Below are 13,248 nucleotides of genomic sequence, written 5' to 3' on the forward strand. Positions count from 1 at the left end.
TTTTTCTCAGACTTTCGTGAGCCAGTGGGCGTATTTGGGGTTCTTGCCGTTCACGATGTCGAAGAAGGCAGCCTGGATCTTTTCGGTGATGGGGCCGCGCGAGCCGCCGTCGCCGCGGTTGCCGATCTCGATGCGGTCGAGCTCGCGGATGGGCGTCACTTCAGCGGCGGTGCCGGTGAAGAAGGCCTCGTCGGCAATGTAGACCTCGTCGCGCGTGATGCGCTTTTGCACCAGTTCGAGCCCCAGGTCCTTGCACACGTGCAGGATGGTGTTGCGCGTGATGCCGTTGAGCGCGCCGGCCGAGAGGTCGGGCGTGTAGACCACGCCGCCCTTGACCACGAAGATGTTCTCGCCCGCGCCTTCCGACACGAAGCCGCTCGCATCGAGCAGCAGCGCTTCGTCGTAGCCGTCGTCCAGCGCTTCCATGTTGGCGAGGATCGAGTTGGTGTAGTTGCTCACCGTCTTGGCCTGCGTCATCGTGATGTTGACGTGGTGGCGGGTGAAGCTGGAGGTCTTCACGCGGATGCCGCGCTTCATGCCCTCTTCGCCCAGGTAGGCGCCCCAGGACCAGGCCGCGACCATGGCGTGGATCCGGTTGCCCTTGGGGCTCACGCCGAGCTTTTCGGAGCCGATCCAGATCAGCGGGCGCAGGTAGCAGCTTTCGAGCTTGTTCTCGCGCACGACCTGCTTCTGGGCTTCGTTGAGCTGCTCCTGCGTGAAGGGGATCTTCATGCGCAGGATCTTGGCGCTGTTGAACAGGCGCTCGGTGTGCTCGGCCAGGCGGAAGATGGCGGTGCTGCCGTCGGCCGTCTTGTAGGCGCGCACGCCCTCGAAGGCGCCGCAGCCGTAGTGCAGCGTGTGGCTCAGCACGTGGATCTTGGCGTCGCGCCAGTCCACGAGTTCGCCGTCCATCCAGATCTTGCCGTCACGGTCGTCCAGCGAGGGGGGGATCGAGCTCATTTCCTGATTCCTTTGGGAGCTGTGTGGGGAGCGACGGGGGAAGTCGCAAAAGCTTTCGATTTTACGGCCGAGCCCGCAACGCCGTGCCCGACAATGGCCGGTTGTCCAAACCAGTGGAAAAAAGGGTTTCCGTGTCCGTATTCAAGAACGTCATCGTCTATCGCATCGAACCTGCCTGGTCCCAAACACTGGCCGAGGCCGAAGAAGCGCTCGCCAAGGCGCGCTTCGAGCCCTGCGGCCCCTCGCAGGAAAAATCCGCCGGCTGGGTGGAGCCCCGCGGCGAAGCCAACGGCCCGCTGGTCGAATCCATCGACGGCCAGTGGCTGGTCGAATACATGATCGAGAGCAAGGCGGTGCCCGGCTCCGTGGTGCGCCGTAAGCTCGACGAGCGCTGCGCGCAGATCGAGGCCGCCACCGGCCGCAAGCCCGGCAAGAAGGAAAAGAAGGAGCTCAAGGAGGACATCACCCTGGAGCTGCTGCCGATGGCCTTCACGCGCAGCGCCCGCGTGGCCGTGTGGATCGACAAGGCCGAGCACCGGCTGGTGATCAACAGCGGCAACGCCTCGCGCGCCGACGAAGTGGTCACCAGCCTCGTGAAGTCGCTCGACGGCTTTGCGGTGGCCCTCATCAACACGCAGGTGGAGCCGGCCGCCGCCATGGCCAACTGGCTGCTGACGCAGGAGCCGCCGGCCGGCTTCACCATCGACCGCGAATGCGAGCTCAAGGCCTCGGACGATTCCAAGGCCGTGGTGCGCTACGCCAAGCACCCGCTCGACATCGAGGAAGTGCAAAAGCACATCACCGACGGCAAGCGGCCGACGCGCCTGGCGCTCACCTGGGACGACCGCGTGTCCTTCGAGCTGACGCACGGCATGCTGATCCGCAAGATCGTGTTCCTCGAAGGCACGGGCGACGGCGCGGCCGGCGGCAAGAAGGAAGACAACTTCGACGCCGACGTGGCCATTGCCACCGGCGAGCTCGGCCAGCTGGTGCCGGCGCTGCTCGACGCGCTGGGCGGCGAGGCGGCCTTCAGCGGCGCCCCCGCGGACGCAGCAGCAGCGCCGAAGGCTGCGGCGGCAGCACCCACGACCACCACGCCGGCCGATGCCGAAGCTGAGGAAGAAGACGCACCGTTCTGACGCGCGGCGCTTCTTCCTGGCTGCTTCCTAGCCCGCCTTGTCTTCTTCGGAAGACGGCGCGTCGTCGGGCGCGGCTTCGGGCCGCGTCAGCGTCCAGCTCTGCAGCTTGCCGCCGTTGAACACGGCGTCGACATACGAGCCGCCGGTGTCGGTCCAGCGGTAGAGCTCGGGCTGCTCGTCCTTGGGCGAGCGCAGTTCGCCCAGGGCACGCGTCATCGCGATCACGTGCATCAGCGTCACGCCCGGCTTGAGCTTGGCGTTGAGCATCACCGCGCTCGCCACATAGCCCACCGGCCGGTCGGCCGCGCGCTTGAGCACCTGCATCGCGCGGTTGAAGTGCAGCAGCAGGAACATCACGATGGCGCCGCCGGTCAGCGCCACGCCGGCCCAGCCGTAGCTGCGCCATGCGAGCCCGAGCAGGACGATGCCGCCCACGGGCACCAGTATTTTCTGGAAATTCATGGGGCGCATTGTCGCCTTGTGCGGTAGCGGCCGTTGCTACTGCCAGGCGCGCAAGGCGGTACTCGCCCCGAAAAGCGCATCGAGTCGCGGTTCCAGCAGGCACATTTCACCGCACGGGCCGACGCAACCGGCTTCAGGGAGAGGCAACCGAGGTTGCCAGCACAACATGGCACACATCGTGGGAACAGGGAGGATCGCCCGGCGCGCCCCTGGCGCGCCGGGCATTTTTTCCCTGGCAACCGGTCTTAATCCAGGCGGCGGACCACGTCCATCGCCTCCTCGATACGTTCTACGGCATGGATCGTCAGACCTTCGATCTCCTTCGTGCCCTTGCGCGGCGCATTCGCCTTGGGCACCACGGCCACGCTGAAGCCCAGCTTGGCCGCTTCGCGCAGGCGCTCCTGGCCGCGCGGCGCGGGGCGCACTTCGCCCGCAAGGCCGACCTCGCCGAATGCGATGAATCCCCTGGGCAGCGGCTTGCCGCGCAGGCTCGAGGTGATGGCGAGCATCACGGCCAGGTCGGCCGCCGGCTCGCTGATGCGCACGCCGCCCACCGCGTTCACGAACACGTCCTGGTCCATGCAGGCCACGCCCGCGTGGCGGTGCAGCACGGCCAGCAGCATCGCGAGCCGGTCGCGGTCCAGGCCCACCGAGAGGCGGCGCGGGCTCGGCCCGCCGTTGTCGACCAGCGCCTGGATCTCCACCAGCATCGGCCGCGTGCCCTCGAGCGTGACCAGCACCACGCTGCCGGGCACCGGCTCGGCATGCTGGCTCAGGAAGATCGCGCTCGGGTTGGCGACGCCCTTCAGGCCGCGCTCGGTCATGGCGAACACGCCGATCTCGTTGACGGCGCCAAAGCGGTTCTTGATGGCGCGCACGAGGCGAAAGCTCGAATGCGTGTCGCCCTCGAAGTAGAGCACCGTGTCGACCATGTGCTCGAGCACGCGCGGTCCGGCAAGCGCGCCCTCCTTGGTGACGTGGCCCACCAGCACCACGGCCGTGCCGCTGGTCTTGGCAAAGCGCGTGAGGTGGGCCGCGCATTCGCGCACCTGGGCCACCGAGCCCGGCGCAGAGGTGAGCTGGTCGGAGTACACGGTCTGGATCGAGTCGATCACCGCGATGGCCGGGCGCGTGGCGTCGAGCGTGGCGATGATCTTCTCGAGCTGGATCTCGGCCAGCACCTGCACCTGCGAGTGGTCCAGGCCAAGCCGCCTGGAACGCAGCGCCACCTGCGCGCCGCTTTCCTCGCCCGTGACGTAGAGCGCGTTCTGCCCCGCGCGCTGCAGCGCATCGACCGCCTGCAGCAGCAAGGTCGACTTGCCGATGCCCGGGTCGCCGCCGATCAGCGTGACGCCGCCCGAGACGATGCCGCCGCCCAGCACGCGGTCGAGCTCGTCGAGCCCGGTGGGCGTGCGCGCGACGTCGGTCGCTTCGATTTCGGAAAGGGTTGCGAGCTCCGACACGCCCGCCAGCGCGGCGTACTGCGTGCCGAAGCGGTTGTTGGCCGGGCCGCTGCCGCCCGCCACCTGTTCGATGAGTGTGTTCCAGGCGCCGCAGCTCGGGCATTTGCCGAGCCACTTGGGGCTGGTGCCGCCGCATTCGCTGCAGACGAAGAGAGTTTTTTCCTTGGCCATGCCGAAGTGTAGGGAGACGCAAGAAGCGAAATGTGTTTTGGTCAAGGAAATATGGGCCCAACCTAGGGAGTCTCAACGCCATGTCCGCCTTCAACCGCGGCCGCAAGCTCGCCGCAACTTCCAGCGCCATGCCCACGCTCGCAGGCATGGACGCACTTGAACCGATGCGGGTGGAGGGGGAAGAAGCCCTCAGCCGCCCCTACAGCTACACCATCACGCTGACCACGCCGGAGTCGCCGGACATCGATGCGCGCTCGGCGGCGAACGTCAAGCTCAAGCCCCTGATCGGCGAGGAGTTCAGCGTGCACATCCTGCTCGACGGGCGCCCCGGCGGCGCGGGGCAGGAGCGCCACATTTCCGGCCTGGTGACGCGCGCCCGCTTCCTGCGCCTGGAGAACAGGCGGGCGCTCTACGAAGTGGTCATCGAGCCCTGGCTGAGCCTGGCGCAGCGAACGCGCGACTACAGGATCTTCCAGAAAAACAGCGTGCTCGACACGGTGGGCGAGGTGCTCGGCGCGTACGGCTTTGCGCTCTCCATCCGGGCCACGGGCAGCTATCCCGCGCGCGAGTTCGTGGTGCAGTATGGCGAGACGGACTACGACTTCGCGAGCCGCCTGCTGCACGAGTGGGGCCTGTACTACTACTTCGAGCACGGCGAGGCCGGCCACACGATGGTGATCGTCGACGACATGCAGTCGCACCGGCCCTTTCCGGCCGGCGGCTACGAGCAGGTTCCCTTCAGTGCCCTGCAGGCATCGTCCAACGAGGAGCATTGCCACCGCTTCCGGCTGTCCGAAGGCCTGCAAAGCGGAAAGTGGGTCACCGGCGACTTCGACTTCACGCGGCCGAAGGCGGACCTCACGCAGGCCCGCGCGATGCCGCGGCGCACGCAGCACAGCACGCGCGAGGTGTTCGCGTGGCCCGGCAACTACGCAGTGGAATCCGAGGGCGAGCAGCTCGCGCGTGCGCGCATGGAAGAAGCCGGTGCGCCGGGGCAGGTGGCCAGCGGCGCGGGCAACCTGCGCGGCGTGGCGGCCGGCCATCGCTTCACGCTGGCCGGCCATCCGCAGGACGGCGCGAACGCCGACTACCTCGTCACCGCGGCACGCCTGTTGCTGCAGGAAGCGGGCGACGCCACGGGGCAGGAAGAGTTCCAGTGCAACGTCGAGTTCGAGGTCATCCCGGCAAGCAACATCTTCCGCCCGACACCGGACGCGGCCAAGCCGCGCACCGCCGGGCCGCAGACCGCGGTGGTCACCGGCCCCGCGGGCCGCGAGATCTGGACCGACCAGTACGGGCGCGTGAAGCTCAGCTTTCACTGGAACCGCTACTGCACCAGGGACGAAAGCAGTTCCTGCTGGGTGCGCGTGTCCTCGCCGTGGGCCGGCACCAACTTCGGGGGCATGCAGATCCCGCGCATCGGGCAGGAGGTGGTGGTCGACTTCGAATACGGCGACCCGGACCGGCCGATCATCACCGGCCGCGTCTACAACGCGGACAACATGCCCCCGTGGGAGCTGCCGGCAAACGCCACGCAGAGCGGCCTGCTGTCGCGCAGCTCCGAAGGCGGCACCAGCGAGAACGCGAACGCCCTTCGCTTCGAGGACAAGAAGGGCGAAGAGCAGCTCTGGCTGCATGCGGAGAAGGACCAGCTGATCGAGGTCGAGAACGACGAGGTGCACACGGTGGGCCGCGACCGCACCAAGACCGTCGACCACGACGAGACCAATCACATCAAGAACGACCGCACGGAAACGGTGGACCGCAACGAGACGATCACGGTCCACGGCCAGCGCGCCGAGACGGTGGATGGCAACGAGACGGTCACCGTCAAGTCCAACCGCAGCCACTCGGTCACCGGCACCGAGGCCCTCACGGTCACGGGCGACCAGACCCACACCGCCAAGGCCAACCGCACCGCCAGCGTCACCGGCAATCAGAGCACGTCGGTCACGGGCACGGATTCGCTCGCGGTGACGCAGGCCCGCACCGTCACGGTCCAGGACAGCGACACCTGGAACGTCGCCCTCGGCCAGACCACCACCATCGGGCAGGCCTACCAGGTTTCCGCCAGGTCGCACACCGGCACCTACAACGACGCGATGACGCTGAACGTGCCGGCCGGCCCGGCCTCGGCCACCTCGCAGGGCGACTTCTCCCTGACCAGCTCGGCCGCCAACATCTATGGAACGGCCGCCCTCAACGTGGGCCTGTTCGCGCAGGGCGGGGACTTTTCCGCCGTGGCCTCGACCAATGTCGGCGTGAGCGCCGAGGGCGGCACGCTGGACACCTACTCGTCCGGCGCCATGACGCATGCGAGCCCGACCAGCGTGGTGCTCAATGTCGAGGGCACGACGGTGGAGGTCACGCCGGGGCGCATCGTGCTGCGCGCCGGCAGCGCGAACCTGATGCTGGACGACGCCGGCGTCACGGTCAACGGCACCAAGATCTTCCTGAACTGCTGAGGCCGCCATGTCGACACGCAACCCCGTCGAGAAGCGCATGGCCCAGCTGCACGACCTGTGGTGGGAGCGCACCGATGACCCGGCCCTGCGCGCCATCGTGCTGCGCGCGCCGCCCGACTCGCAGCGCATGCTGGAGGCCTTCTTCACGCTCCAGATGGTCGACAGCGAATACAGCACGCCCGATCTCTTCCTGCGGCTGGACACGGCTTTCGAGACCGGCTTTCGCTACAGCCGCGAACTGCGGCAGCAGTTGATCGACACCTACAGGCACAACCGGCCGCAGCTCGTGAAGCAGGGTGTCGCAGCCCACTGGGACGAGGAAAGCCAGCCCGGCTGGGACAGCGCCGCCGGCTTCGTGGAGGCCGGCTGTTCGCTGGCGCGGCACCTGCGCTGCCAGCGCATGTCGGTCGTGCTGCAGCCCGCCAGCGTGAGCGACGCCGACTGCTTCGAGCGCTGGTTCGATGCGGCGATGCAGACGCCCATGCCGCCGCAGGAAGCCGGCCTGCTGCGGCTGGTGCTGGTGGACGACAGCGACTCGCGCGCCTGGCAGCCGCTGGTGGAGCGGCACGCGGGCGCGATGCGGGTGGTCGATGCGCCGCTGGACATCCTCGAGGCCGCGCGCGAGATCGCCGCCCAGAGCGGCGGCGGGGGCAGCGGCGCGGCCCTCTTCCGCCAGCTCTATGCCGACATGCTGTCGCTGCTGCGCCTGGGCGACGCGGCCGGGGTGGAGGCCGCGGGCGAACGCGCCTTGCGGCTGGCCACGCGCAACGGCTGGGCCGACCAGCGTGCCGTGCTCGACATGATGGTGGGCGGCGCCTGGCTGCAGGCGCGCGACTTCGGCGCGTCGATCACGCGCTACCGCCGGGCCCGCGATTCGGCGGCCGAGGCGGCGCAGGCCGGCAACCCCATGGGTGCCACGCTGTTCATGCAGGGCTGGATGGCCGAAGGCGGGGCCTGGGCCGCGGCGGGCGACATGAAGCAGGCCGCCCATGCATTCGAAGAGGCCGCCGAAGCGGCCCGCCGCGTGCCCCACCCCATGTTCGCCGTCGAAGGCCAGCGCGCCGCGGCCCAGGCCTGGCGCAGCGCCGGCGAGCGCGACCGGGCGTGGGCCTCGGCGCTGGCCGGCATCCGCGAGGCGCGCACCATGGCCGACACCGACCGCCCCCGGAGCACCGTGCCGCAGCTGCTGCACGACATGCTCGTGATGCAGGACCCCAGGCGCTGCGAGCGCATCGCGCACTGCGCCACCCGTTACGAGCGCGACGCGCGCGCGGCCCTGGCCGACGCCGACCTGGCCGGCCATCGGCTGGGCGAACGGCCGCCGCGGCCCGCGATCGACGCCATCGAGGCGCGGCTCGCGCAGCACTACGAGCAGGCGTTCCAGACCCTGCTGCGCGAGCGCGAGAAATGGGTCCAAGGCAGCGAGGACGTGTTCCGCACCGTCATTGCGCTGGGTCGCCAGTGGCTCGACCCGGCCTGGAGCGGGCTGCCGCATGTGAGCCATCCGCTGGACCAGGGCGTCGACGAATGGCGCGAGCCGCCGGCGTTCGCCCGCCTGCCCGATCCGCAGCCCTTCGTCGAAGCGGCCTGAGCCGCACCGCCTCACCCCACCGCACGCCAGAGAGAAAAGCACCTTGTTCTTCGCGGCCAAGCACTTCGACCCCCAGCTGGGCATCGATGCCCACACCTACCTGGCGCCGCCCGGCGTGTGGCCCACGCTGCACATCGGCATCGTGATGGACCCGTTCGACTACCTGCCGACCATCCAGGTCTCGCCCGACAACCCGATCGTGAAGGGCATGGCGGCCGTGGACGGTGCCATGCAGGCGGGCCTGGGCACCATCGGCCAGGGCACCGCGGCGCCCGAGGTGCCGGCGCCGCCGGGCGCGCCGGCCGGCGGCGGCGAGATGCCCGAGAGCATTCCCTTTCCGCTCGGTGCCACCGTCGAGGTGGCGGGGGTGCGCCGGGCCAATGCCGGCACCGGCGGCGTGGACTTCCACGTCCTCGTCGGCGCCCCCATGCCGGTGATCAAGGCGCCCGGCGGCCCCCAGTTCGAGGACGAGCTTTTCATGGGCAGCCGCATCGTGCTGGCCGATGGCGAACCCTTCTCGCGCATCGGCGTGCCGGTGCTGGCCTGCAACATCGTGGGCCTGGTGCCGCCGTTCCGAAAGAAGAAGGCGGTCAAGCCCCTGCGGCTGAGCCTGATGCTGCCGACCACCTTCAACGTCGCCATCCCGCCGCAGGTGTTCGTGGGCGGGCCGCCGACCATCTCGTGGGGCGCGATGGTCCAGCGCGGGCTGTTCAAGGCGCTGGGCCGGGCCTACACCCGCATCGCGCGGCGCGTGTTCAAGAACATGCCGCCGGGCTTCCTCAAGTGCCAGGTGCTGCGTGCCGAGCCGGTGGACATCCGCGATGGCAGCGTCTCGGTGACGCACGAGGACTTCAGCATTCCGGGCCGGCTGCCGCTGAGCTGGACGCGCGTCTATGCATCGCGCGACCACGCCCTGCCCGGCCATTGCGGCCACGGCTGGCAGACCCCGGCGGATGTGCGCCTGATGGCGGAAGCCGACGGTCTGCTCAGCCTGCAGGGGCCGGAAGAGTTCGCGCTGTTCCCTGCGCTGCCGCAGGCCGAAGGACAGCAGGTGCTCGACGTGGTGGACGGTGCGCGGCTGATGCGCCAGGGCACGGCGCTCGTGGTGCGCTTCAAGAGCGGCCTGCGCTACCACTTCGAAGATGCGCTGTCGCCCGAGGGGGAACTGCAGGCCGCGCCCCTGCCCATCGCGCGCATCGAGGATGCCTGCGGCAACCACTGGCGCTTCGTGCGGCGGGGCCGCGACCTGGTGCGCATCGCCGAAAGCGGCGTGGACGGCCTGCCGGGCCGCAGCATCGAGGTGCAGTCGCGCGGCGGGTACATCGAGTCCATGGCGCTGCGCGACCCGGCCACCGGGCAGGAGCATCCGCTGGTGCGCTACCGCCATGCCGACGGCGACCTGCTGGCGGCGATCGATGCGCTGGGTGCGGCGCGCGAGTTCGCGTACCTGCAGCACCGCATGGCGCGCCACACGGATCGCACGGGCCTGTCGTTTCACTACGCCTACGACGAACAATGGCGCGTGGTGCACGCCTGGGGCGACGGCGGGCTGCACGACTACCGCTTCGCCTACAGCGCGGCGCTGCGGCAGACCGAGGTCACGAACTCGCTGGGGCATCTGACGGTGGTCAAGTTTGATGAGGCAGGGTTGCCGCTGGCGGAGATCGATCCGCTGGATGGCGTGACGACCTTTGAGTACGACGATGTGGGGCGGACCGTGGCGGTGACGGCGCCCGGGGGGCTGCGCACCGGGTTCACGTATGACGCGCGGGGCAACCTGCTGGGGGTGCGGCGGCCGGACGGGAGCACCATCGGCAATGAGTTCGACGACGAGGACCGGGTGCTCGCCGTCATCGATCCACTCGGCCATCGCTGGACCCAGACCTATGACGCTCGCGGTCTTCTGGCCAGCCAACGCGACCCGCGGGGCGCCATCACGCGTTTCGCGCACGATGCTCACGGGCAGCTGGCACAGCATGTCGATGCACGGGGTGCGCTCACCCAGTTGCGGCATGACCGGCACGGCCAGTTGCGCGCGCTGACCGATCCGCTGGGCCATGAAAGCCGCTTCGACCACGACGTGCTGGGCCGGTTGACCGAGCAGACCGACGTGCTGGGCCGCGTGTACCGCTATCACCACGATGCCAAGGGACGGTTGTTGCGTATCGAGCACCCGGGCGGCGGGCAGATCAACTGCAGCTACGACGCAGAGGACCAGTTGGTCGTCCATATCGACGAAGGCGGCGCCCAGACACGGCTGCAGTATGTAGGCACCGGCCGCATCAGCCGGCGCATCCAACCCGATGGCCAGACGGTGCAATACCACTACGACACCGAGGAGTGGCTGGTCGGGTTGACCAACCAGCGCGGCGAGCGCTACATGCTGCGGCGCGATGCGCTGGGCCGCATCGTCGAGGAGGTGGACTACTGGGGCCAGTCGCGCCACTATCAATACGACACGGCGGGGCGCCTGACGGCCACCATCGACCCGCTGGGCCAGCGCATCGCATTCGCCAACGATCCGATGGGCCGCATCACGCGAAAGACCTTCGCCGACCCGTTGCGGCCGGATCGACAGGTGCAGGAACACTTTGCCTACGACCTGTGCGGGCAACTGGTGGAGATGCGCAACGAGGCCATGCACGTCAAGCGCCGCTTCGATCCCGCAGGTCTTTTGCTGGAAGAGCGGCAAGGCGGTTTCCGGGTGACCTACCGGTACGACGAGGCCGGGAACCGCGTCCTGCGCGAGACCAGCGCGGGCCATCGCACGGCCTGTGCCTTCGATCCGGGCAACAGGCTGGAGAGCCTCACCATCGACGACCGGCCTCCCATCGTGATGACCCGCGACGCGCTCGGCCGCACCACCCACGAGCAACTGGGCCCAGGACTGGAACGTCGGTTCGACTACGACACGCGCGACCAGTTGACGGCCCAGCGCCTGCTCAAGGATGTGGCACCGGTCTTCGACACCCGCTACGACTATGACCGCGCAGGCCAACTCGTGAGCCGAAGCGACAGTCAGCAGGGCGTCGACCAGTACCGCTACGACGTGCTCGGGCAACTCCTGGAACACATGGCGCCCCAGGGCCGCATCCGGCGCTTCCTGCACGATCCGGCCGGCGACCGCCTGCAGACGCGCATCCGGCTGGCGCCGCTGAAGCAGGTGGCCGGTGGCGAAGCCGACCCCGAGGCTGTGCTCTGGACGCGCGAGGGCAGTCTCGAGGGCGTCCACTACGTCTTCGACCGCGCCGGGGATCTGGTGCGGATGGGCAGCGCCGAATCGGCCGACGGCGGACTGGACCTGCTGTGGGATGCGAACCATCGATTGGCCGAAAGCCGCAGCGGCGCGGCCGCGACACGCTATGGCTACGATCCGGCGGGCCGACGGGTCTTCAAGCGCGGCCTGACGCAGACCACCTGGTTCTTCTGGGATGGCAATGCGTTGCTTGGCGAGATGGTCGAGGACAACGATGCGCCACGGCCACCCCTGGCCTCGCCGTCAAGCCCCATGCTGCGCCTGGCGGGCGCCCGCCAGCCCCCTGGCAAGCAGGATCGGCGGTACCAGCACGCACGGGAGTACGTGTATTACCCCTCCACCTTCGTGCCACTGGCGCTCATCGCGCACGACGGCGGCGTGACCCGCACGCTGCACTACCACGTCGACCCCAACGGTTGCCCGACGCGCATCACGAACGAGGACGGACGCGTGGTCTGGTCGGCAAGCTTCGACGCCTGGGGTGCAATCACGGCACTGCATCGAGAAGAGATCTCGAACCCGCTGCGGTTCCAGGGGCAGTACTTCGACCCGGAAACACGGCTGCACTACAACAGGTACCGCTACTTCGATCCGAACAGCGGCCAATTCATCTCGCAGGACCCGCTGCGGCTGCGCGCGGGCGAGAACCTGACGCGCTATGCCGAGAACCCGATCCTTGGCATCGACCCGTTGGGACTCGTGTCCGGCAGCAAGATTCCGTACTGGGAGGTCGGCGATCGCGGCCCCCATGGACATCAGATCCTCGCACGCGTCAGGGGTAACGACGGCAAGTTCGACCACTACGAAAATCCGGGTACGCATGACAACAACCGGAACTCTCCGGGACGAGGAAGCGCTCGCTATGACCCGGACAAAAGCGTGCTTCCTGAGAACCATGTGGAGTTGTTCAAAAGCAGCCAGTCCAACCCCTACGATCGCACCGTGCGATATGCCCGAGACAGTGAAGGCAACATCCATCAGTTTCAGGATTCCGGCCACAGGAGCTATCACTGGGCGGGATCGGAAAATGGCGTCAGGCTCAATGGCACCGAGAAAGGTCTCGACTTGAAACCCTATCAACGCAAGTTCGCCAATACGGTGCCCCTGTGCCGCGGATAGCGTCCAGATTTCAAGAACCACCTTCATGGGGAATCATTGCCTGATGCTCAATCAACTTTTCGGCAGCAGAGAAATCCTCCAATTCGAGGTCGGGCCCAAAGAGCCGGAGAACGCCTCGATGCGCCGCGTGGATATCTACGCGCTGAACTTGCACGTGACCGAGAAAGACAACCACGTCTATGTTCCGAACTTCATGTTCCGGCTGGACAGAACCTTGGTGAGCTTCAGGAAGAAGACCAGACTCGAACAAAGACCGGATGTCTTCGGCGAACTCGGTCCCAAGGACATCCATCTCATCTTCACGGAAGACTCGGACGAACATTCCGACATGCAGGATCTCTCGAGCTTGTACGAGTTCCTGCATTTCGGCGACATCACGCTGGATGTCTGGAGCTACCTGATTCCTGCCCAAGGTCGTCTGTACTTGTCCTGCGAAATCCGCGGACATCAGAAGAACACCACTCCAAGAGATATCCATGTTGCCGAAGTGCATGCCGAGGCGCTGAGCCAGGCCATGGCGGACACGCTGGCACTGGTCGCCAGCGAGTACGACGGCGACAAGTCCTTCCTGTCCTGACGGCTGCGCCGCGCACCCATCCTCCCCCACACGGGTTTTCCCGAT

The 13,248-nt window shown here is 67.9% G+C and carries 8 protein-coding genes; 5 read left to right on the forward strand and 3 right to left on the reverse strand.

All coding sequences use genetic code 11. The features are described from left to right. Positions 1 to 6: 6 nt before the first annotated feature. Entirely contained in the window at positions 7 to 960 is a 954-nt protein-coding gene (locus AC1DMS_RS18845; RefSeq protein ID WP_012745418.1) for a branched-chain amino acid transaminase, read from the reverse strand. Between the two features lie 131 nt (positions 961 to 1,091). Here AC1DMS_RS18845 and AC1DMS_RS18850 point away from each other — a divergent pair, with 131 nt between their 5' ends. Then, positions 1,092 to 2,099, forward strand: coding sequence for a recombination-associated protein RdgC (locus AC1DMS_RS18850; protein ID WP_012745417.1), 1,008 nt, complete (start codon positions 1,092 to 1,094; stop codon positions 2,097 to 2,099). Between the two features lie 27 nt (positions 2,100 to 2,126). Here AC1DMS_RS18850 and AC1DMS_RS18855 read toward each other — a convergent pair whose 3' ends face one another. Beyond that, positions 2,127 to 2,570, reverse strand: a complete 444-nt coding sequence (locus AC1DMS_RS18855; protein ID WP_018903874.1) for a hypothetical protein — start codon at positions 2,568 to 2,570, stop codon at positions 2,127 to 2,129. Positions 2,571 to 2,806: 236 nt separating this feature from the next. Further along, on the reverse strand, positions 2,807 to 4,195 hold the full coding sequence (radA, locus tag AC1DMS_RS18860; protein WP_012745415.1) for a DNA repair protein RadA: 1,389 nt from the start codon (positions 4,193 to 4,195) through the stop codon (positions 2,807 to 2,809). Positions 4,196 to 4,275: 80 nt separating this feature from the next. On the opposite strand from radA, the gene AC1DMS_RS18865 reads away from it, so the two are divergent. Genes AC1DMS_RS18865 through AC1DMS_RS18880 form a run of 4 tightly spaced genes read left to right on the forward strand, consistent with a single transcriptional unit; the run spans position 4,276 to position 13,203 of the window. After that, complete coding sequence (locus AC1DMS_RS18865; protein WP_018903873.1) at positions 4,276 to 6,660, forward strand: type VI secretion system Vgr family protein; 2,385 nt, start codon at positions 4,276 to 4,278, stop codon at positions 6,658 to 6,660. Positions 6,661 to 6,667: 7 nt separating this feature from the next. Continuing rightward, positions 6,668 to 8,251 (forward strand): hypothetical protein, encoded by a 1,584-nt coding sequence (locus AC1DMS_RS18870; protein ID WP_418146481.1) that lies wholly within the window; start codon positions 6,668 to 6,670, stop codon positions 8,249 to 8,251. Between the two features lie 43 nt (positions 8,252 to 8,294). Continuing rightward, complete coding sequence (locus tag AC1DMS_RS18875) at positions 8,295 to 12,626, forward strand: RHS repeat-associated core domain-containing protein (RefSeq protein ID WP_418146479.1); 4,332 nt, start codon at positions 8,295 to 8,297, stop codon at positions 12,624 to 12,626. A gap of 43 nt (positions 12,627 to 12,669) precedes the next feature. Continuing rightward, positions 12,670 to 13,203 carry a hypothetical protein gene (locus AC1DMS_RS18880; protein WP_155247804.1) on the forward strand — a complete coding sequence of 178 codons (534 nt, stop codon included), beginning with the start codon at positions 12,670 to 12,672 and terminating at the stop codon, positions 13,201 to 13,203. The last annotated feature ends 45 nt before the right edge of the window (positions 13,204 to 13,248 follow it).

The organism is Variovorax sp. 05T418 (genome assembly GCF_056396385.1).

Coding starts and splice junctions, on each gene's coding strand:
- AC1DMS_RS18870 (WP_418146481.1), top strand. CDS start 6,668: ATGTCGACACGCAACCCCGTCGAGAAGCGCATGGCCCAGCTGCACGAC.
- AC1DMS_RS18865 (WP_018903873.1), top strand. CDS start 4,276: ATGTCCGCCTTCAACCGCGGCCGCAAGCTCGCCGCAACTTCCAGCGCC.
- AC1DMS_RS18880 (WP_155247804.1), top strand. CDS start 12,670: ATGCTCAATCAACTTTTCGGCAGCAGAGAAATCCTCCAATTCGAGGTC.
- AC1DMS_RS18855 (WP_018903874.1), bottom strand. CDS start 2,570: ATGCGCCCCATGAATTTCCAGAAAATACTGGTGCCCGTGGGCGGCATC.
- radA (WP_012745415.1), bottom strand. CDS start 4,195: ATGGCCAAGGAAAAAACTCTCTTCGTCTGCAGCGAATGCGGCGGCACC.
- AC1DMS_RS18845 (WP_012745418.1), bottom strand. CDS start 960: ATGAGCTCGATCCCCCCCTCGCTGGACGACCGTGACGGCAAGATCTGG.